This is a genomic window from Pantoea sp. Ae19-2 (genome assembly GCF_059801205.1).
On sequence record NZ_JBCHWE010000001.1, the window covers coordinates 3,255,364 to 3,277,636 of the forward strand.

General features: G+C 50.8%; 18 protein-coding genes. 10 read left to right on the forward strand and 8 right to left on the reverse strand.

Translation table 11 applies throughout. The features are described 5' to 3' along the window. Positions 1-131: 131 nt before the first annotated feature. From ssp4 to AAIE03_RS15055, 8 genes are all read left to right on the forward strand, one after another. Complete coding sequence (gene ssp4, locus AAIE03_RS15020; protein ID WP_013024482.1) at positions 132-1,100, forward strand: Ssp4 family T6SS effector; 969 nt, start codon at positions 132-134, stop codon at positions 1,098-1,100. Between the two features lie 5 nt (positions 1,101-1,105). After that, entirely contained in the window at positions 1,106-1,702 is a 597-nt protein-coding gene (locus AAIE03_RS15025) for a hypothetical protein (RefSeq protein WP_064373173.1), read from the forward strand. 160 nt (positions 1,703-1,862) lie between these two features. Further along, positions 1,863-2,459 carry a hypothetical protein gene (locus AAIE03_RS15030; protein ID WP_217268067.1) on the forward strand — a complete coding sequence of 199 codons (597 nt, stop codon included), beginning with the start codon at positions 1,863-1,865 and terminating at the stop codon, positions 2,457-2,459. A gap of 133 nt (positions 2,460-2,592) precedes the next feature. Beyond that, positions 2,593-3,183 (forward strand): hypothetical protein, encoded by a 591-nt coding sequence (locus tag AAIE03_RS15035; protein ID WP_498563066.1) that lies wholly within the window; start codon positions 2,593-2,595, stop codon positions 3,181-3,183. Between the two features lie 440 nt (positions 3,184-3,623). Continuing rightward, on the forward strand, positions 3,624-4,460 hold the full coding sequence (gene kduI, locus AAIE03_RS15040; RefSeq protein WP_013024477.1) for a 5-dehydro-4-deoxy-D-glucuronate isomerase: 837 nt from the start codon (positions 3,624-3,626) through the stop codon (positions 4,458-4,460). A gap of 55 nt (positions 4,461-4,515) precedes the next feature. Continuing rightward, on the forward strand, positions 4,516-5,277 hold the full coding sequence (gene kduD / locus AAIE03_RS15045; RefSeq protein WP_013024476.1) for a 2-dehydro-3-deoxy-D-gluconate 5-dehydrogenase KduD: 762 nt from the start codon (positions 4,516-4,518) through the stop codon (positions 5,275-5,277). Positions 5,278-5,696: 419 nt separating this feature from the next. Then, entirely contained in the window at positions 5,697-6,776 is a 1,080-nt protein-coding gene (bglB, locus tag AAIE03_RS15050; RefSeq protein WP_013024475.1) for a beta-galactosidase BglB, read from the forward strand. 29 nt (positions 6,777-6,805) lie between these two features. Beyond that, a complete protein-coding gene (locus AAIE03_RS15055; RefSeq protein ID WP_498563067.1) occupies positions 6,806-9,295 on the forward strand; it encodes a hypothetical protein in 2,490 nt (829 codons plus the stop codon). 155 nt (positions 9,296-9,450) lie between these two features. On the opposite strand, the gene AAIE03_RS15060 is transcribed toward AAIE03_RS15055, so the two are convergent. Together AAIE03_RS15060 and eat are read right to left on the reverse strand one after the other, a co-directional pair. Next, a complete protein-coding gene (locus AAIE03_RS15060) occupies positions 9,451-10,791 on the reverse strand; it encodes an aspartate aminotransferase family protein (RefSeq protein WP_014606667.1) in 1,341 nt (446 codons plus the stop codon). A 63-nt stretch (positions 10,792-10,854) separates the two neighbouring features. Further along, positions 10,855-12,219 (reverse strand): ethanolamine permease, encoded by a 1,365-nt coding sequence (gene eat, locus AAIE03_RS15065; protein ID WP_498563068.1) that lies wholly within the window; start codon positions 12,217-12,219, stop codon positions 10,855-10,857. Positions 12,220-12,462: 243 nt separating this feature from the next. Between eat and AAIE03_RS15070 the strand changes: the two genes are divergently transcribed. Both AAIE03_RS15070 and qhpR read left to right on the forward strand, forming a co-directional pair. Beyond that, positions 12,463-13,467 (forward strand): phosphotransferase enzyme family protein, encoded by a 1,005-nt coding sequence (locus AAIE03_RS15070; protein WP_275234030.1) that lies wholly within the window; start codon positions 12,463-12,465, stop codon positions 13,465-13,467. Positions 13,468-13,596: 129 nt separating this feature from the next. Beyond that, positions 13,597-14,661, forward strand: a complete 1,065-nt coding sequence (gene qhpR / locus AAIE03_RS15075; protein ID WP_024472325.1) for an AraC-like transcriptional regulator QhpR — start codon at positions 13,597-13,599, stop codon at positions 14,659-14,661. 331 nt (positions 14,662-14,992) lie between these two features. On the opposite strand, the gene AAIE03_RS15080 is transcribed toward qhpR, so the two are convergent. From AAIE03_RS15080 to AAIE03_RS15105, 6 genes are all read right to left on the reverse strand, one after another. After that, the gene (locus AAIE03_RS15080) at positions 14,993-16,321 is read right to left on the reverse strand and encodes an MFS transporter (protein WP_498563069.1); all 1,329 of its coding nucleotides are present in this window, start codon (positions 16,319-16,321) and stop codon (positions 14,993-14,995) included. 76 nt (positions 16,322-16,397) lie between these two features. Beyond that, the gene (locus AAIE03_RS15085; RefSeq protein WP_254877216.1) at positions 16,398-17,909 is read right to left on the reverse strand and encodes a xylulokinase; all 1,512 of its coding nucleotides are present in this window, start codon (positions 17,907-17,909) and stop codon (positions 16,398-16,400) included. Between the two features lie 24 nt (positions 17,910-17,933). Continuing rightward, positions 17,934-18,974: a zinc-dependent dehydrogenase gene (locus AAIE03_RS15090; protein ID WP_024472328.1), complete on the reverse strand. Its 1,041-nt coding sequence runs from the start codon at positions 18,972-18,974 to the stop codon at positions 17,934-17,936. A gap of 29 nt (positions 18,975-19,003) precedes the next feature. Then, positions 19,004-19,813: a class I fructose-bisphosphate aldolase gene (locus tag AAIE03_RS15095; RefSeq protein ID WP_041457461.1), complete on the reverse strand. Its 810-nt coding sequence runs from the start codon at positions 19,811-19,813 to the stop codon at positions 19,004-19,006. A 25-nt stretch (positions 19,814-19,838) separates the two neighbouring features. Further along, on the reverse strand, positions 19,839-20,849 hold the full coding sequence (locus tag AAIE03_RS15100) for a D-2-hydroxyacid dehydrogenase (protein WP_013024465.1): 1,011 nt from the start codon (positions 20,847-20,849) through the stop codon (positions 19,839-19,841). 462 nt (positions 20,850-21,311) lie between these two features. Beyond that, a complete protein-coding gene (locus tag AAIE03_RS15105) occupies positions 21,312-21,986 on the reverse strand; it encodes an EAL domain-containing protein (RefSeq protein WP_498563070.1) in 675 nt (224 codons plus the stop codon). Positions 21,987-22,273: the final 287 nt, after the last annotated feature.

Genomic DNA, 22,273 nt, shown 5'->3' on the forward strand with positions numbered 1-22,273 from the left:
TGACAAGGACGGGGGCAGTAACACATTGATGGCTCTAATGGATCATTAAGACTATTCTTAATTAATTCGTTTCCGCTGCGCTTTACCCTTGACGCTTCGCAATCCGGTTTTCATCAGCAAGGAGTGAGCTAATGGCCTTACCAGGACAGTCTTCAAACAATCTTCCTGACTACAATATCGCGCGACGACTGGGCATGGTGTCCGCAGATGACATTGATTTCACCGCTTTGGCCAATCGTCTGGATTGCACGCGGGATTTCAGTCAGGTGGGCATCATCTATTCCGATGGCCGCGAACAATGGCTTGTTCGCCCTTCGCGTCGCTACGCTTCGTCGAACCAAAGTAATGTAAGTCATGTGGTGATTACGAAGGTTCCGACTGTGACATCTCAGACGGCAGCCAAATCCATCACCGACACATTGAGCAAGCCCTCTCTTGCGAATGAAATAACGTCCACTGCGTTTTCATGCGGGGCTGCTGTAGCTACTGCATTTCTCGCGATCGCAGCAGGAAGTACGGTGCCATTGACAGCAGGCGCAACAGGCGTTGTTGCTGGGATAATCGCAGCCGGAACATTTGCGACTGTAGGTCAGTGCATCAATGGCGGCGCCCGATTACTGTTAATCAGTGCAGGCCATGAAGAAAGCGTCAACTGGATAGATAGTCAGGGTTGGTACACAGCGACCTGTACCGCTTTGGATCTTATTTCTTTGGCAGGCGCAGGTGCAGGACTCAAAGGCATATTTGATACTTACAAACTGATGCGAGGCGCTTCTTCCGCGCGCGCAATTGAGTGGTTAAAAACGTTGAGCAGAGCAGAAAGGAAGCGGATCACTCAAGAGATCATTCGAATTCAAAACCCAGGTATCTCAAATTCCGGCATAAAAGCGATTATGCATATGGGTGGCTATCCAAAGCGCTTTCCAACAGAGGCGTTGCAGAAATCACTACAAAAAGAGCTAGCTAACGCAATTATTAACACCTCTGCATTCGCTGGCAGTGCTTTGACGGGTACTATTCGTAATCCACAGACTGTATCACAATCAGGAAAGTATATTATAGGATTACTCCAGTCATTTAACGCTACAGGAATTAATTGATATACATGCTAAAAAAACTAAAAAAAACACTTACCTTAAGTAAAAGTTATAGCAAAAAAATTGATACATTTGACATTGCCAAACTGGAAAAGGTAAAGGATGAAATGATTGATGAAATGGAAGAACCTGTCGGTTGGCATACCATGGGACTTCCGCTTGTCGCAAGCTGTTTTCTGGCTATATTCAGTTTTGTCATTCCTCAGACGTCTTTATGGCAAGGCATATATACGCTAATGGGCTGGCCAAAATATGCCTTAATGATTGGCATTATGGTTGCCGCTTTTTTTTATGCTTTCCTTGTTGTCCTGTCATTGTTATTTATCTCGAAAGGCAGTTATGTTTTTTTAAGATTTCATCTACTTGTCCTTGCGATAACAACTTTATTCTCTTTGTTCTTTGTCTGTTACTGTTTCTTTTCATGGCTGACAGGCTCAGGCGTGCATGCGTTACTGTTTGGACTTTCATTTCCGGGACTGTTTGCTGCCTGTCTTTCCTGGAAGTGTCTGGATACTGACATGTTTTATCGCATGATTGCTTACTGCTTGCATAATCGTGCATGGCGCAAGCAAATTGAAGGACAAAGAAAAAATCACGCCTCGTAAAATAAGGAATTTTCAGAACTGGAAATTCAATATTTATGGCCTCGTTTCGGGGCTATTTAATTAAAAATCAGTTACAATACTACCGCATATTGACCTGATATTAGTGGATGAAATCAGCACTAAATTTTTTAATAAAAACGCGCATGGCAGGCTCATTATCATGTTTAAACATCTAAAAAATGCATTAGCGCTCAGCGAAAAATTTAGTGCGAAAATCGTAAAGGGGAATGATGAACAACTTGAATCCGTTAAGGATGAGATGATGAATGAGATGGATGCTTCTATTGGATGGCATACTATGGGCATTCCTCTAATAATAAGCGCAATACTCACAGTAGTTAGTTTCTCTCTGCCTCAAATTTCTATTTGGCATGGAATTTCAAAATGGATGGACTGGTCAAAAAACGCTTTTTTCATCGGCGCTATGATCACGGACTTAGTGGGTTGCATTATTATCATTCCATTAATGGCGGTCGTTGGTAAAGGGCAATATCTTGCGCTAAAAAGCTATGTTTACATAGCCTTTAGCACTGCTACATTAGCAATATCCTTCCTAATATATACGATATTAGGAACATTACTTGGTGCAGACATAAAAACCACACACTTAATAGTTTCAATCATTGGCGTCATTCTGATAATACTAAGTTTTATGTGTATTAATAGTTTAGTTTTTTATCGTATGATTGCTTACTGCTTGCATAATCGCGCTTGGCGTAAACAAATTGAAATGCAAAGAGAAAAACCACATCTCTAAAAGAGAGGAATTTATAGCCTCGCTTCGAGGCTTTTCCGTTGAAGCATACTTAAAAATTAAAAACATGGTGACCCTATTTTATTAAATAAACACATCCTGTATTGATAAAAAACCAAGGAAGTTTTTGATAATCATGTTTTATAATCTGAAAAGTTCATTAGCGCTTAGCAAAAAGGTTACTGCACAAATTAGTAAAGCTAATGATGAACAACTTGAATCCATTAAAGATGAGATGACAGATAAGATGGAAGTGCCAATTGGATGGCATATTGTGGGTATCCCTTTAAGCTCAAGTCTAATATGCTCACTGTTTTCTTGTGCGATGTCTCTGATGCCATTAGGCATTAAAATGATCGATAACTTCAATTGGCCTAAATATCCTACATTGACAGGCGTATTTATCACTTCGATTATTTATTGCCTGTTCGTCTACATCTCTGCATTTTCCATAGTCAGGGGCTTCTATCACGCTATAAAGATATACCTTGCTATTTATGTTTTTACAACAACACTGGCAAGCCTCAATTTTATATTTGATATAGTCGCAATTTATCAGGCCCGAATGCACAGTGCATGGCTAATTAGCTCTTCTGTTATCAGCATGCTCCTCATTATTTTTTGCATTAGATCCCTTAATAGCAGGATGTTTTACAAATCTGTTGCATATTATTTGTTTGCACGCGCCTGGCGTAAAAAGCTGTATCGGCAAAAGTATAAACCCTGAGCGTTAAATATATTTTCTGACTATAAAATCTTTACATAATACTATTTATAACGAACGTGTTATTAAGATTATAAATTCTTTCAAAATTTGGTAAATCAATGTCACTTTAAAAGTATCAAGAAAATCCTCAAGAAGTATTAACAAAAACAAATCAACATTAACAACCATCTAATAATATAAATATTAAAACAACTGATAAAAATCATAAATTAATAAAGCTCACATGCATTTCACTTTATAATTAACAAATTAAATTACATGAACACCTCACACCCCATAAAAAAACCAGAGCCATCTCACCAATTCAATTTAAAAATAAAACATTGTTTCAATTTTAATTGAAAAGAGATTTTTTGCCGAATAGGATGCACAAAAATGAATTCATGCTGCTTTAATTCATTACTGAATAAATTTACTTGCACCACTAACGGGAGGTTAACGTGGAAGTCAGACAAAGCATTCATAGCGCCCACGCCAACGCGCTGGATACACAAGGATTACGCGATGAATTCTTGATTGAGAAGATCTTTGTGCCCGATGAGTTCACCATGGTGTACAGCCATATCGACCGTATCATTGTTGGCGGCGTGATGCCGGTCGGCCAGGCTGTCGCGATAGGTAACGATGTGGGTAAGCAACTTGGCGTCAGCTATTTTCTGGAGCGTCGCGAACTCGGCATGATTAATATCGGCGGGCCCGGTCAGGTCACCATTGATGGCGAAGACTATGAGATCGGTCATCGTGAAGCGCTGTATATCGGCAAAGGTGCCCGAGAAGTCCTGTTCAGCAGCCTGGCCCCCCATCGTCCCGCGAAGTTTTATTACAACTGCGCACCGGCGCATAAAACATTGCCCATCCGCAAAGTGACGGCTGGCGATGCCGCTGCCGTCACGCTCGGCGATAACCTCACGAGCAATCGCCGAACGATCAACAAGTATCTGGTTCCTGACGTCCTGGAAACCTGCCAGCTCAGTATGGGGTTAACGCAACTTGAACCCGGCAACCTCTGGAATACCATGCCGTGTCATACCCACGAACGCCGTATGGAAGTCTATCTCTATTTCGATATGGATGATGATGCCTGCGTTTTTCATATGATGGGTGAGCCGCAGGAAACGCGTCATCTTCTGGTTCACAACGAGCAGGCCGTCATTTCACCGGCCTGGTCGATCCATTCAGGTGTCGGTACGAAAGCCTATACCTTTATTTGGGGAACAGTCGGTGAAAACCAGGTGTTTGATGATATGGACCACATATCGGTCAAGGATCTGCGCTAATCCTCACCAATGCGCCGCCTGTCAGAAGCAGGTAGCGCGTGAATAAGGAGTCCACATGATACTGAATGCGTTTTCTCTTCAGGACAAAATCGCGGTGGTTTCGGGCTGCAATACCGGCCTGGGTCAGGCTATGGCATTGGGACTGGCTGAAGCCGGTTGCAATATTGTTGGTATTAATCAGGTTGAACCCGACGAAACGATTAAACAGGTGACCGCGCTGGGACGTCGCTTCCTTAGCCTGAAAGCTGATTTGCGTAACATTGACGTTATCCCCTCTCTACTGGACAGCGCCATCGCCTGCTTTGACCGCATTGATATTCTGGTGAATAACGCGGGCATGATTCGCCGTGAGGATGCCATCAACTTCAGCGAACAGGACTGGGATGATGTGATGGATCTGAATATCAAGAGCCTGTTCTTTATGTCGCAGGCCGCCGCCCGACATTTTATTGCCCAAGGGGATGGGGGCAAGATCATCAACATCGCCTCAATGCTCTCTTTTCAGGGCGGGATCCGCGTGCCTTCTTACACCGCGTCTAAAAGTGGCGTAATGGGCATAACCCGCTTGCTGGCCAACGAGTGGGCGAAGCACCGTATTAATGTCAACGCAATTGCCCCGGGCTATATGGCAACCGATAACACGCAGCAACTGCGCGCTGATGCACAGCGAAGTGCCGAAATCCTCGATCGCATTCCCGCCGGTCGCTGGGGAAAACCAGAGGACCTGATGGGGCCGGTGGTATTTCTTGCCTCACGGGCTTCTGACTATATGAATGGCTATACGATTGCCGTCGATGGTGGCTGGCTCGCGCGTTAAGGCTGAGCATTAAGCCTTTACGTCTGCCCGGGCGAGCCTGTCGTTATGCGTGAATAATGATGCCAGGCAGCCCGATTAATCAGGCAGGCAATCGCATCATTAAAGCCGGTTTTACTCTCTTATGAGAAAGAATAATGATTGAGGCCAGAATAGTGACCCTGAACGCCAACCGTATGAATAAGTCAACATATCTGGTTAATGTAAAACTGGCTTCTTAAGGCCAGCCGATAATGATGACGTCATGGGATTTCATTTCCCAGAGAAACCTATGGATAACCGTTATTCCCGCCTGTCGAGGCGAATAAGGAAGTTACGGTTACGGTTACGGTTACGGTTACGGTTACGGTTACGGTTACGGTGAATAATCACAGAAATATAAAAAAACGAGTAAGGATTTATACAGCATTGAGGGAAACATAATGGAATTATTATCAACAGCCCGCCAACTTGATCGGTTACTGAATGGATTTACACAGCTAAAAGACGAAGGGAAATTTAACGAACCCAATATGGATGGCACAGCGGGGGATTACATCTCATTTGCTCACTGGGAATGGCCGCAGGGCGTTGGCCTGTTTGGTCTGGTGAGATTATGGGAGTTGACCCGTCGCGACGATATTTACCAAATCATTGAAAACTGGTTTCAGCAAAATATTCAAAAAGGCCTGCCCCCGTTAAATATTAATACCACCGCCCCCATGCTGCCGTTATCCCTGCTGTGGGCACATAACCGGGCACCACATTATCAAGCGGTGCTGGATAGCTGGGCCGACAGGGTAATGACAGAGCTGCCGCGCACCCCGGAACAAGGCTTCCAGCACGTGGTGTCCGACGGCATTAACCCCATGGAGATATGGGATGACACGCTGTTTATGGTGGTGCTGTTTCTCGGCCATTACGGTGTAGCTTCCGGACGACAGGCGCTGGTCGATGAGGCCGTACGCCAGTTTTTACTGCATGCCCGTTATCTTAACGATCCGCAGACCGGTTTATGGTTTCACGGCTGGAGTTTTACCGAGAAGAGCCATTTTGCTCAGGCCCGCTGGGCGCGGGGAAATGCCTGGATAACTGTCGGCATTATTGAGTTTCTGGAACTGACCCAGCTTCGCGGCGGCGTCCGTGACTATTTACTCGAATGCCTGAAAACGCAAATTAATTCATTAATCACGCTGCAATCTGAGAGCGGTGCATGGCACACGCTGCTCGACCATCCAGACAGCTATGAAGAAATATCGGCTACCGCCGGATTTGGCTATGGCTTATTAAAAGGCGTTCGTCTTGGCTATGGCGATGAACGTTGGTTGCAGGCAGGTTTACAAGCCTTGGGCGCGGTACGGCGAAATATTGACAGCAGCGGCACAGTCCACAACGTCTCTTATGGCACCCGCATGGGAAGAACCCTGCAGTTCTATAAAGACATTCCGCTACAGCCAACCGGTTATGGCCAGGCGCTGGCTATTTTATGCCTGACCGAAGGGTTAAGACATTTTAAAAAATAACAGGACGTCGACACCAGGAGAATATCATCATGGACCAGAACCATTATTGTTACTTCCCCCTTAACCAGAATGAAGCCGTTCGCTACTGGCAGTTATCCGCGATTTCTTCACAGCGCTATGATGTGCCCAATGCGCCGATGTCCGGTGAAATGGATCCGTTTTTCTTTCTGAGCCAACATAAAAATTTTATTCCCCATACCTATCCCTGTCGGACGCAGTTTCAGCAACACTATGCCGGAAAAAAGCCCACTCCTTTCGGCGATACTACCCTGAAAAACTGGTGGTTCCCTTTCGGTTCCGATCGGGTCGATTTATCAGGTTTCTGGTTCCGGGCCACGCGCATCGGCGCTCAGGCAGAAACCTGCCTTGTTGCGGAACAACGTGGCCTGTACCGTTTTCGGCTGACCACCTGCGGTGCCGCCTGTATTACGCTGAACGGCGGTGATGTGGCATGGCAGGCAGACTATCAGCGTAATCTGGAAAGCACCGTTGAGTTCGCGCTCATGCTGGATGCCGGAGTGAACGCTATTGCGGTCTGGTTCGATGACCTGGCCGAACGCGATGTGCGCTTCTTTTTTCAACTGGACTATGTTGAAGGTGCGCCGCTGCAGGTGGCACTGGCAACACCGATTGAGGCAGATCGGGTGCGGCAAATGGAAGCCCTGCTCGAAGGCATGGCGTTTGAACAGCCGACCTACACAGGCGGCACCGTTCGCCTGTGCTTCCCAATCCCAGCCCCGGAAACGCTGAACCTGAATATCCGCGTGCAGGGCGACTTTATTTCGCTAGACCAGCCCGTACTGCTCAACGCGGTTTTACATCAAGGCGAAACGGTGGCTGAGATTGCCGAAAGCGACGCGTTGCCGGCTGATTTTCGTCATTTCGTTATCAGCATGGAAAAAGACAACTTTCATATCAGGCGCACCCTGGGCGTGGAGATCTGCCATGCAGAGCAACAGGCGCAGGTGCCGAAAACGGCAGACGCGCGTGCAGACGAAGCGCTGATGCATGTTGCCCTGCACGGCGAATACAGCAGCGTAAAAGCGCTGGCCCGGCTAGCCTGCGGGAGGGATGACACCGAAACCCAGAAAATGCTGGAAGGCGTTTTAACACCGGTTGAAGAGTGCCATGACTGCGCCGACTTTACGCTTGTACCGCTGCTGTGGTGCCGGATCCAGTGGGCGGATCGCATTGCCGCTCCCGTTCGCGAGAAAATGGATCGGGCGATTTTAGCCTTTCGTTACTGGATGGATGAGCCGGGAAATGACGTGCAGTGGTACTTTTCTGAAAACCACGCGCTGCTGTTTCATACCGCCGCCTACCTGGCGGGAAGCACCTTTCCGGATAAAACCTTTGTGCGATCCGGCCGCCTGGGCTATGAGCAGGCAGAAGCAGGCCGTCAGCGCGTGCTGGCATGGCTGGATCACTTTGAACAATGCGAGATGGCCGAATGGAATTCCGCGCCTTACTTCCCTATCGATCTCAAGGGATTAACCGCCCTCGCCGCCCTGGCACCGGATGCCGATATCGTTGCCCGTAGCCAGCGCGCTATCCTTCGCCTGCTGGAACAGATAGCACGCTCTTCCCACCAGGGCATGCTCACCGCATCGCAAGGTCGTTCATACGAGCACACGCTGCGCGCAGGTCGCTCGCTGGAGCTGTCCGCAATTTCGCGCCTGTTGTGGGGCAAAGGCAACGTTGGCTGTCGCTTTCATGCCTTACCGCAGCTGGCACTACTGTTAAAGCAGGGCAAACTGACGCACTCACCTGAACTGGCAAAGGTGGCGGTATGGCGAGGTGACAGCGCGCTGGAATGGTATTTCGCTCAGGGGCTTAACCGCATTGCGCGCCTTTACCACTATAAAACCCGCGACGTGGCAATGGGTTCCCTTGCCGGATACCGCTGGGGCGAATGGGGCTATCAGGAAACCCCGATTCATCTGAGGATCGGCGAGACGCCTGAGGCGCAGATCTGGATCAACCATCCAGGTGAACGCCTGCACAGTGGCTTCGGGCGGCCTTCCTACTGGGGAGGATGTGGCACGCTACCGCGCGTGCAGCAGTATCGCGGCCTGGCGATCGTTCTGTTTCGTGTTCATGAAGGGCAGCCTGATTTTTCTCACGCCTGGCTGCCGCAGCGCTATTTTGAAGACGTGCGTTGCTACGATAAACGCATTCTGCTGCGCAGTGGTAAAGGTATGGTACAGATCTCCGGCAACCGCGCGTTCCAGCGGATCGCTCATGGCCCGACACAGCACTGTGAAGTCCGCTTGCCGGGGCAGGAAACCTGCTGGCTGATTCGCCTGAATGACGATCCGCGGCTGGATAACCTGGCGGATTTTGAGGCGCGATTTGCACAGCTCACCGTTGAGCGGCGCGAAGACGGCACCTTTTACGTCAACGATCCGCAATATGGCGAGGTGTTTTTCCAGCCAAACGGCTGTGTTTTCGGGCAGGGGAGGTTACTGGATCCTGACAGCTGGACAATTTCCGGCGACAGCCACGAACTCCCCTTGTAATTCTGCCGTGCCAATCCCTGGCATCAGGTTTTACGGATATCGCCAGCCCGGCTGACGTCGGGCTTTATCCGTGCAGTGATGACGGGCGTTATGCGACGCGTGCAGCATTCAGCAAAATCATCCCGTTACCGCCCTGTCCTGTGCCCGGCAGCGGCCTATCCCTGCAGTTTTTTCAGGCAGCGATCCATCGCGCTGACTACCCAGTCGATATCATGCGTCTGGAAGCACAGCGGCGGCCGAATCTTCAGCACGTTGCCGTAAGGTCCGGCGACAGACGTCAGCACACACTCTTCGCGCAGCGCCTCGACCAAATCGAGCGCCAGCCGTTTGTCAGGCTGCTTCGTCTCTCTGTCCGTGACCAGCTCAAAGCCAATAAACAGGCCAGCGCCGCGCACGTCGCCTACGCAGGCATAGGTATCCTGAAGGGACTGCAGGGCCGCTAACAAAGCTTGCCCGGTTTTCAGGCTGTGCGCCTGAAGCGATTCCTGCTCGATCACATCCATCACCGCGTGCGCCGCCGCCATCGACACCGGATTGCCACCAAAGGTATTAAAATACGGGAGCGAGTCACTGAAGGCCGCCATAACCGGGGCTTTCGCCATCAGACCGGATACGGGAATACCGTTGCCCATCGGTTTACCCGTGGTCACCACGTCGGGCACCACACCGTGGCGCGCAAATCCCCAGAATGATTCCCCTGTACGGGCAAAGCCGGGCTGAACTTCATCGGCAATAAAAATTCCGCCGTTTTGATGGACGACGTCGATCGCCTGCTTTAAAAAGCCCGGCTGGCCGGGCAATACGCCGTCCGAAGAGAAAATGGAATCCGCCAGAAAGCCCGCAAACTTGATGCCGTGCGCGGCCATATCATCGATCTGTTTCTGAATTTCGTGGGCAAACCAGGCCCCCTGATCGGCGGGCTGAATGCGGTAAAAATCTGGCGATGCCACCAGCCGGGTATGCGAAGACAGCGGCTGGCCGCTGCCCAGAGCCGGTGATACGCCGGACGTCAGCGCGCTGGTGCCGTGATAGGCCTCTTTCGAAACGATAATGCCCGTGCCGCCGCTCCACGCATGCGCCATACGAATCGCCAGATCGTTTGCCTCGGACCCTGTGCACATGTACATGGCCCGATCGATGGCCGCCGGCATCGTTGCCAAAATGCGCTCGCTGTAGTCCAGAATAGACTCATGCAGATAACGGGTGTGCGTATTCAGCCGCATCATCTGCTGGTGCACGGCTTCCACGACCGCCGGATGACAGTGGCCGATGCTGGCGACGTTGTTATACATATCCAGGTACTGTTTGCCCGCCTGGTCCCAGAGATACTGCCCCTGCCCGCGCACCAGATGCACGGGGTTACGGTAAAACAGCCGATATGACTCGCCCAGCACCTTGCTGCGTTTGTCGGTTAACTGGCGAATCGCCGGGGCCAGCGCTTCCGCGTTTTCTGCACGAAAGCTGTTGGTATCCATAATGGTTGAACGTACCGTCATCATCACTCCTCGGATTCAATACTGTCGCTGCCGTACATCAGTGCGCGGCAGCGTCTGTCTGCGTTAGTCGATCTCCGCCGCGACAGAGGTTTGCGCGATCGTGCCGCGCCGGGACTGGGTCGTCAGGAAATAGAGGTAACCCACGACCATAAAGGCCATAAACAGCGCGCCAATCTCCGGGTTAAACCACAGCATCGCCGCCAGGCAGATCAGCGATCCGCACAGGGCAATGGCAGGGATCACCGGATAACCCGGCGCACGGTAACTGCGCTCCAGCGTGGGAGCGGTACGACGCAGCTTAAACAGGCTCAGCATGCTCATGATGTACATCACAATGGCGCCAAACACCGACATCGTGATCATGGCGGCGGTCAGGCTCATGCCCTGAAAGCTGATCCCGTCAGAGAAAATGGCCAGAATGCCCACTACGCCACCGGCCAGAATGGCGCGGTGCGGTGTGTTAAAGCGTGAAAGCTTCGCCAGGGCGGGCGGCAGATACCCTTCGCGGGCCAGCGCAAAGAACTGGCGGGAATAGCCCATGATGATGCCATGAAAACTGGCGATCAGGCCGAATAAGCCAATCCACACCAGCATGTGCATCCAGCGCGAGTCATTCCCGACCAGCATTTTCATCGCCTGAGGCAGCGGATCGTTAATGCCCGATAACGTACGCCAGTCGCCTGCTCCACCGGCAAACACCATCACGCCAATCGCCAGCACCACCAGCGTTAAAATACCGCTGATATAGGCGCGGGGAATGGTGCGGCGGGGATCTTTTGCCTCTTCTGCCGCCATCGCGACGCCTTCAATCGCCAGAAAGAACCAGATGGCAAAGGGGATCGCAGCGAACATACCGGACACGGAAGCCAGCGAGAAGGTTCCCTGGCCCGCCCAGCCGTTCGCGACGAAATTCGCCAGGCTAAAGCCGGGCGCCACAACGCCCATAAACACCAGTAACTCAATCACGGCAAGCAGCGTAACCAGCAGTTCAAAGGTCGCGGCGATGCTCACGCCGATGATATTCAGCCCCATAAACACCAGATAGGCGCACACGGCGATAAGCTTGGGATTAATTTCAGGAAACTGCACGTTGAGATAGGCGCCAATGGCCATCGCGATAGCGGGAGGCGCAAACACAAACTCAATCAGCGTGGCGATTCCGGCAATCAGCCCGCCGGTGTCGCCGAACGCCCGGCGGCTATAGGCGAACGGGCCGCCCGCCTGAGGAATAGCCGTTGTCAGTTCGGTAAAGCTGAAGATAAAACAGGTATACATGACGGCAACAAAAAACGTCGTGACCAGAAAGCCCAGCGTGCCCGCTGTGCCCCAGCCGTAGCTCCAGCCGAAATACTCACCCGATATCACCAGCCCCACGGCAATGCCCCAAAGTCGCAGGGTGCCCAGGGTGGGTTTCAGTTTCTCTTTCATCACTGCGTTCCCCGTCTGTGTTAATTGAAAAATGCTGCACAAAAGCTGTCGGGTAGATGATGGACACAGTGGGAAGGGAAAAACTTGACCGCAGAAAACAGAACGCCGTGATTTAAGGTCAACTTGCCCCTGGCCTGGCTGCCAGGTGCCTGCCAAAGTCAATTTTCCCCTGCTTTCAGGTCAAGCGTGCAGGCAGGGTTCAGCGCCATGCTGGCCCTACACGCAGAAACCCGGGAGCCGGACATGAGCCATAAACAGTACGATACGCTGAGTAACGACACCATCCTTCAGCTTGCCCACCGGGCATTAGTGAACTATCCCGCCTGTGCACAGGCTGAGGTCAGGCTGCTGTGTCGCTCAGAAAACGCGACGTTATCTGTCAGCACGCCGCAGGGCCGCTACGCGCTGCGCATTCACCGGGGCGATTACCACGCGAAGCAGGATATTGAAAGTGAGCTGCTCTGGCTGGACGCGCTTCAGGCGGCGGACATCAGCGTCCCCGCTGCCGTAGAAGATCGTCAGGGTGAACGCATTCAGGTCCTGCCGCTGCCCGATGGCGGCGAACGCTATGCGGTGCTGTTTCACTGGATAGAGGGCGATATGCTGACCGACAGCGTCGATCCGGCTGCGTTTCGTCAGCTCGGTGCCATTACTGCCCGTCTGCACCATCACAGCCGGAAATGGCAGAAGCCGCAGGGGTTTCGCCGCATCATCTGGGATCATCATACGATGGTGTCTCCGGCAGGCCACTGGGGCGACTGGCGGGACGTTGCGGGGTTACCCACCGCTGAACACGCGGTGGTAGAAGAAACGCTGGAACACGTGCGCCGCCAGATGCTGGACTTCGGACAGTCACCTGAACGCTATGGGTTGATTCATGCCGACCTGCGCCTGACCAACCTGCTGGTGAATAAAGGCGAAACCCGGGTGATCGACTTTGATGACTGCGGCATGGGCTGGTACCTGCACGATCTTGCCGCGGCCATCAGTTTTGTTGAGCATCATCCGAGTGCGCCGCAGTGGGTGGAAAACTGGTTACGCGGTTACGAACAGGTCGCACACATCAGCGATCGGGAACTGGCTATGATCCCTGCCATGCTGATCCAGCGGCGTATCCAGTTGACGGCCTGGGTGGCTTCCCACCGCGAAACCGAGATGGCGCGCAGCCTGGGCGATGGCTGGGCCAGCCACACCGTCCGGCTGTGCCAGCGCTATCTTGAAGGTGCCGCGCTGCCGATTGGCGTTTAACGCACCGCCGCAGTGCCTGATCGCGGTGCAACACGGAAAGCGAATCGGGTAAGCGATTGTTATCGCGTGGTTTCCAGCTGGTACGTTTTTTGCAGAACTCTAAGACGTTCACTTTTTGCGGAAAACAAGATGACCAGCAGAGTTCCAGAGGCCGCGTTAACGGCCATCTCCGGCGCAGGCGGCCATCGCGGTGTGTTGTCTGCCGCCGCAACGGGCTTAGGCGAATTTATCAATGCACAGGGCGGCGATGTCGATCGCATTTTCGGGATCAGCGGGATCGATCCCGATATGCTCGCCTGCCCAACGCTGAGCCTGGACCTGGTCAGCTATTGCCGGGTGCTGGAGGAAGCAGCAAGCCAGGCTGGCGTGGACAACTTTGGTCTGCAATACGGTCATCAGTTCCGACCCCAGTCACTGGGGCTGATCGGCTATATTGGCTTGTGTTCGGCCACGCTGGAACAGGCGCTGCGGAACGTCGTCAATGCCTTTCCCTTTCATCAACACAACACCTGCATCCGGCTGACCGAACGCGGCGACTGCTGGCAACTGGATTATCAGGTTCGCCATGGCGTGATCCTGATGCGCCGCCAGGATGCCGAGTTAACGCTGGGCATGTTCCTCAACCTGATCCGCCATGCCGCAGGTCGGCACTGGGCGCCGCGGGAAGTGCATTTTGAGCATCCGCGCCCTGAGCACTGGCACGAACACTGTAAGGTGTTTGATGCCCCGGTTTACTTCGATCAACCCTTTAACTCGATGATCATCGCGAAAGCGGATCTGAACCGGAAAATGCCGGATCATGATCCGATGCTGCTGCTGGTGATGCAGGATGCCATCCGTCGGCTCAGCCCGCCCGTGGTCCGTCAGGACACCGTTAATCAAACCCGAACGGACATTCATCTGCAACTGCTGAACGGCGAACCTTCACTGGAAATCATCGCGGAAAAACAGGGGTTATCCGCCTGGTCATTGCAACGGCGCTTACGTGATGAGCAAACCAGCTTCTCGGCGCTGGTGGACAGCGTACGCAAAGAAATGGCCACGCATTATCTCAAACAGCATCATCTTTCTGTTTCCGAGATGGCGCTGCTGCTGGGCTACTCTGAAGTCAGCGCTTTTTCACGCGCCTTTCGCCGCTGGTTCGGCTGCAGCCCGCGCGATTGCCGCAAGTCTCAGGACGGCCTGTTTCTGTAGTCACTCAATGACGGCGGTACAGGGGAGCGCCGTATCTTTCACAGCGCAGGCCTCCCCAGCACACATCTCAGAATACGGTAAAACCGCAACGCTGGTTGTTATCGACGGCACAATGAAAAACGCACCGAGCCGTACGCGCAGGATCGGTGCCTTTCCCGAATTCAGCGTTTTGCCAGCGTTCGTTAACGTACGGAGCCAACATGACCACCTTGCCCTACCGTAAACAGGATTTTCCGCTGATGATTCACACAATTCGCTGATACGGCGTCATGCTCTGCTTTGCTGACGGGCAGTGGCGTTTCTGCCTCTCTCAGGATTACGCTGAGATACCTCACTTCGGCTCATCAATAATCAGCAGCAATATCAGCCCAATCACGGCGCAGATGCCGAAATACGTAAATACTGAACTAAATTGCCCGGTCTTATCCAGTAAATAGCCTGCCGCCATGGGTGATACAAACCCGCCCAGATTGCCGCCGCTGTTCACCAAAGAAATGGCAATAGGGTAATTTTTCCGGTCTACAACGCCCATGGGATAAGCAGTAAATGCAGGCCAGCCAATATTGAGTAACAGCCCCACCATAAATAATGCCCCCGCAACCATAGCAGTACTCTGCGGCACGTGGATCATCACAACCATCATGACAATGGTCGCCAGCGCAGTGAAAATCATCGTGGGCTTACGACGTCGTCCAAAAATCTTGTCCGATATCCAGCCACCAAAAATGGAGCCAATAAATCCACCGACAAACGGCATCGCGGCGACGAAGCCCATTTTTACAAAAGAGAATCCCTTCTCTGTCACCAGATAAGAGGGAATCCAGGTCAGGATACCGTACATGATGCTGACCATCATGAAATAGGCGATAGTATTTCCCCAGACATTGCGCGAACGAAAAATTTTGGCTGCGGAATCAAGCGGCTTAATCTCCCTTACCCGAATGAGCTTATCTAATGTGGCAAAACGGGTATGTTGCACAATATTCTCAACGTTAACCTCATTCCCGGACGCTGTTTCAGATGCCCGGATATACTCCAGCTCACTGGGAGAAACAAATTGACTCTCTTCCGGTTTTGATTTGACCAGAAAATACCATATCACCGCCAGAAACAGGCCCGGTATGGCAAACAGGAAAAAGACCCAACGCCAGCCAAGAGTTAAAGAAATCCACACCACAAGAGGCGGGACGATGATCGGCGCAAACATGGTAGAGGCAATATAGATGCCGGTTGCCGTCGCCTTTTCTTTTGGTGGGAACCAGTTGTTAATGGTTGATGTTAATCCTACCGGCGTTGGTGCTTCGGTAACCCCTAACCCAAGCCGCATCCATTTTATGGAAAGCGCCGAGGACGCGGTACCGATTAACCAGGTAAATGCCGAGAAACCGAGAATAGAAAGTGTCACGATTCCACGTACGCCGCGTTTAGCCAGCAGAAAACCGGCTGGAATCTGGCACAGTGCATAACCCAGAAAGAACATACTTGCAATTTGACCCGCTTCGAAATTGGTCATATTAAATTCTTCAGTAATGAAGGGTAATACTGAGCCTATATTTGAACGATCTGCATAATTGACGGCATAAACAGCAAAAATTAATGCCAGCACCACCCAGCGAAAATTCGTGGCGGGTTTACCTTGTGACAGAGGAGACGTTTTCATAATTTTCCCTTTGGCAAAAGAAACAATAAAGAGACGTTATAAATAACGATTCTTGTTTAGTTATTATTTTAAAAAACTATTGCGTGCTTTTATTACCTGCTAACGAATGCATAGTTGATTTAAGTATCGGGTAAAGTGATTCGTAAATGCGGTAATGGTTGCGGTAAAGGGCGAGTAATTTTTTATCCTCACTGGGTTTAAAACTGGCCTCTTCCGTTTTTAAGATAGGCAGGTCGGGATCGTTAATACCGCAGAAAAAGCCGGCCCCGGTTGCGCCTGTCATTGCCGCACCAAATGCTGCCGCATCGCTGGTTTGGGCAAGGTTATATTCAATATGAAGAATGTCTGCCTTTATCTGAGTCCATAATGCATTACGAGAACCGCCTCCCACACTTAGGATTTCATCAAGCCTGACGCCCCACTTTTCATAAGCGATGTCCAGGATCTGTTTCATACCATAAGCCGTTCCCTCCATTGCCGCGCGGATTAAATCGTTTCGTTTGTGCGACAATCTTAACCCCAGCCAGGCACCTGAAGCCCGCGTGTCCCATAACGGACTGCGCTCTCCGGCCAGGTAAGGGAGATAAATCAGCCCATTTGCGCCAGGAGCAGACATCGCGGCCAGATTTTCCAGTTCGCTGATATCCTGTATTTCTGGCCATAACGCATGATTAAGCCAGCCAAAGGTGCCGCCGGTGGTGGACATCGCGCCATGAGCCAGCCACTGATTAGGAACAATGTGGTAACGATTCATGAAACGGCTGTCGAAGTTTGGCGTTTCAAGACAAAACGTTATCACGCCTGAGGTTCCGGTGGACTCAAAAGCCGTTCCACCATCAATGAGTCCTACAGAAAACGCGGCCGCAGCGGTGTCGGCAGAACCGAGAATCACAGGTACACCTTCCATTAAGCCGGTTCTTTTACTGACCACTGCGCTGATGTGCCCCACCACGGATGTGCATGGGTAGATTGGCGGCAGGATATTATGGTCAAACTGCCAAAACCTCAGAAGATCGCTTGACCATTTTGGTGCAGAAGACAAAACCACAGCGCCAGAATAGGCCGCCTGAGTGGGATCAATGCCCGTTTTCCTGGCCCCAAGCTGCAGCGCAAGATAGCCATTAAGCAGCACGACGTTGTGGACTTTTTTCATTAACTCAGGCTGTTCTTTCTGCAGCCAGCCCAACGTTCCCACCCAGCAGGCAGAAGGTCCGGGGCTGTTATGCGTCAATGAACGGACATACTCTTTTTCCTCGCCCAGCGTTTGGCTAATAAACGCGTCTGAACGTCCATCCAGATAAGTGATCGCGTTACACACGGGCTTACCTTGTTTATCCAGAAAGACCAGCGTTGGACACGCGACAGAGAAGCCAATGGAGACAATATGTTTAACTTGCGCCGTCACCTCTTTAATCGCGTCTTCAACCTGTAATCCGTACGCCTCAACGGCTATTTCATGGCTTAAGGCTGTCTCCGATATAATGTTTACCTCACGTGAGGCCTTAGCCAGCAACTCCCCGTGAAAATTGAATGCACAGACTTTAACGCCACTGCTTCCCGCATCAATACCAAGAAAGGCTTTATCCATCGCGACTACCTCCATTGGCTGACATTAATCGTTGTGAATAATGACCTTCACAGCATCACCCTTTTGCGCATAGCGAAGCGCTTCATTTATTTCGGATAAGCTAAAACGGTGAGTAATTAAGGCTTCGACATTGATTTGGCCCGATGAAATTAGCCCAAGTGCCTTTTCATAACCTTCCCGGCTTAGCGCACTGGCACCGGTAATGACCAGTTCGTTGTAGTGGATAAGATTGACATCCACATCGGCCGTATCCTCTTTTGAGAAACCGGCAAAGAGGTTGGCCCGACCGCCTTTTCGCAGTAATTCCAGAGACGGATTCACCAGCGCGGGAAGGCCGATAGCCATGATCGCCACATCCGCCCCCAGCCCAGACGTCTCAGACATGACAATGGCTTTCAGATCCTGTTGGCTGGCGTCAACCGCATGGGAGGCACCGCATTGCAGGGCAACACTGCGCCTGTTTTCATTGAGGTCGCTAACAATGATTTTTGATGCACCTGACCGTTTCGCCAGCGCGACATGCATCAGTCCTATTGGGCCTGCGCCAAGAATCACCACCACATCACCCAGGTGGATACCCACGTTTTTCTGCCCGTTAATACAGCAGGCTAAAGGCTCGGCCAGAGCGGCAGCATCATAGGAAACGCTATCGGGTAATTTGAAAACATTGCCTGCCTCAAGGGCGATCGCCGGTATTTTGACGTACTCAGCGAATGCACCATCAAACTCGTAACCTATCGCCTGACGATGTTGGCAAACATTCTCTTTTCCACTGCGGCAATACAGGCAGGAACGACAAGGAATAACGGGATCAACAGCAATGCGATCCGAGATCGAAAAGCGCGTGACATCCTGCCCGACCTCAACCACTTCACCTGCAAACTCATGCCCGATAACCGAAGGAAAACGTACCCCTTTTGTTTTCCTGCCGGTTATGATGCGGCTGTCTGTACCGCAGATCGCCGCTGATTTAACACGCATGACCAACTCACCTTGCGCGGCCTTGGGCGCATCAACGTGAATCACGTCAAGTTTGTTGGCCTCGAATAGCACTGCTGCTTTCATACTCATATCCTCGTTTGTGCTGGCGCGACTCAGTTGCCGCCGGCTTGTTTGTAAACAGCAATCGCCTCATCTACGCTGCTGTCGTCATTAATCATGGCGTCCAGTGCGCGGATGACAGCCGTGGGATTGTCGTGCTGCCAGACAAAGCGGCCATAAGTCACTCCACCCACGCCGACATCCAGGGCTTTACGGGTGTTGGTCAGGAAGCTCACCAGATCGTTTCCCATGTCGCCTCCGGCCAGGGCAACCTTTGCCGGACAGGACGCCACGACCTCTTTAAAGGTGTCAGCCGAGCCGGACCACAGGGTTTTAATAATATCGACCCCCAGCTCAGCCCCCGCGCGGACGCAGTAAGCCAGATGTTTGGCATCGAACGGATTTTTCACCATCGGCCCTTTAGGATAGATATGGGCAACAACCGGCAGCCCTGCCGACCCCGCCGCTTTGGTTATTTGGCCCAAAAAGGTCAGTTGCTTTGCCTGCTCCGGCCCACCCAGAATGCAACCCACCGAGATGGCATCTGCTCCCACGCGAATTGCTTCGTCAACATCTGCGACTGGCGTATCAAACGCCTCGTGATAAGGGATGGCGTAACTGGTGGCTTTCATGATGATGGAGACATCCGTGTCGGCATAAGGCGCAAAGGATTTTTCGATGATGCCTTTGTGCATCGTAATCGCATCCGGTTTACCGGCGACAACCTTGCCCATGACCTCGTTTATCGGGCCAATTCCGGGTAAAACGCCGCGCGTAATGGGATGGTCCATGGTGATCGCCAGCAGGCGGCCTGATTTTTTATTTAGCAGTCGCTTTAAACGGATTTCTTTTCCCAAAAACATAATGACTCTCCTGGTGTTATATTGACTACGGATTAACGATATTCATTGGTTTACCCTCTAACCAGGCATTCACATTGTCGATGAGCTTGTCGGCTAACAACTGAATGGCTTCCTGGCTGGCCCATGAAATATGTGGCGTTAAGATAAAATTCGGGAGTTGCGTGAGTTTCATGATCGGCGAGTCCTTGTCTGGCGGCTCGTTTTTTGCCACGTCGAATGCGGCCCCGGCAATACGCCGAGTCATTAATGCACGGTATAAATCTTCTTCATTGACGATTCCACCGCGTGCCGTATTAATAAGCAGCACCTCTGGCTTCATGAGCGCAAATTCATTTTCAGCGATCATATTTTCCGTAGAAGGTAATAACGGACAATGAAGTGATAAAACGTCGCTGGTTTTCACTACCTCTTCGAAGTCGGTATAAAGCGGCCCCATATTGCTGACCCCTTTATAGGCAGCAAAAAGTACATTCATTCCCAGACTTTTGGCTATGTCGCCCACGCGTTTACCCAGCACGCCATCACCAATTATCCCCAGCGTTGAACCGGCCAGATTTTTAATGCTGAAATCGAAAAAACAAAACTGACCTGCCTGCTGCCAGCGCCCTTTCTGTACCGCCTGGTGATAGGCCGTAATGCTGCGGCGCAGGGCAAATATCAAGGCAAAGGTGTGCTCAGGTACGGTATCTAGCGCATAACCTCGAATATTCGAGACGGGAATGTTTCTGGCTTTACAGGCGTCGATATCAATCGCATCGAAGCCTGTTGCGGCAACGGCCACAAATTTGAGATTGGGTGCCTGCGCGATCAGCGCTTGCGTTAACTTTACTTTATTCGTAATAACAACGTCCGCTTTTGCAATGCGTTCAGCGCATTGCTCAGGTGACGTTCTTGCATGCAAAATTAAATTATGCGCGCCATGAATCGCCTTTAACCTCACGCTCCCGGGGAGCGTCGCGTAATCAAGAAAAACAATATTTTTATCATTCATTGCATGAGCATCCTGTGAATGTCTTGATACTCCATCATTATCCACACAGACATTCAGCAGGCTATATGCAAAAAAACATAATAAAGCACAATAATTATCATGCCTTCTGTGTAATTAAACAAAATGCTGCGAGACATCTCGCACAAACTGCTTTAAATTTCATTGAAGCCGTAATAAAAATGATCCGTCTGCACGTGTCGTTCAGATTCACCCTGTATTTTTAATTACCGCTCACTTTATTTAGCTGAACACGTTAACGGAATACATTTTGACGCCGGATTCGTCACGGCGTTAAACCCGCTGTTGCTGTCAGGAAAGCAGGCTCAGGTAGCGGGAAAAAAAATGAAAAATATCGTGAGAAGGGAGAGGATAGCTCGCCTGACTTATGGCGGGCCGGGATGCCGCCCAGAAAGGCTACAGAGCAGGCATAGCCTGGTGAATGGAAGACTGGGGCAATCAGGCCGCGGGCTGAAACGATCATTTTGGGTCGACGGCTAAACGGGATCGTCAGCCCAATGCATCAAAATTAACGGCTTCGAACAGATAGCCCTGAAATGCCGCAGCATGCGGTTTTGCAAACTGAAAGTAGGTATCCTTCTCTACGCCTTCGACGATGATAAACTGGCAGTAGTCTTTAATTTGCGTCAGCGTCGTTTTCCACAATGGGCTGTTGTGATGTTCCCAGAAAAAGTGCTTGTCGATTTTAACGGCTTCATACAGTCCTTTCTGTAAACAGGGAAAATGCGAGGAGGCACTCCCAAAATCATCCAGCCATAAGGTGTAATTATTATATAACTTTCGCAGTAAGGGATTATTTAGCCCTTCAGCCAGACTGGGGAAGCTTTCTGAGACTTCGATGCGAAGAAAAGAGTGCGCTGTGGCGAGCTCGTAAATATCCCGTTCTTCCAGCAGCGCAAAAGCCATCTCTACATCTACATTGACAGAACACAGCAACTGGTGACTTTCAAAAAAATGTCTTTTTTGGTGAATTAAGCACAACTGCTCTCTCAGGAGCCTTATTTTTTGTTCTTTATTCATTTTACTTATATGTAAAAAAGGCGTCCCTGGTGTGGCAAATCGGGTTAGGACTTCAACGGCAATACGTTCGGATTTCAGGTTTACGATGGGTTCAGCAATGAACCGCCAGGCACGGTTATTATTATCAAGATTCTGGATTTCCATTCCCATGCTCTGATTAACGGTGTTGAAGTGGATTGATTATTGATCGCCTTTAGCTATCAATCAAATGAATTTTAACGGATTAAACTATGATTAAACCTATCAAATCCCAAAAATCGATCGTTAAACCCTTGTTATTTAATGATGAATGGCAAACTATAAAACTCCAGTTTTCCATGGACCGCATTTTTTGCCGGTCATCCCTGTGAGGCAATGTGTCCCGATTAATTCCTTTCAGAGTACAGGGGAAATGGGAACAGGGCTGGGTTCAATCGTCCCGGCGGCCTTAA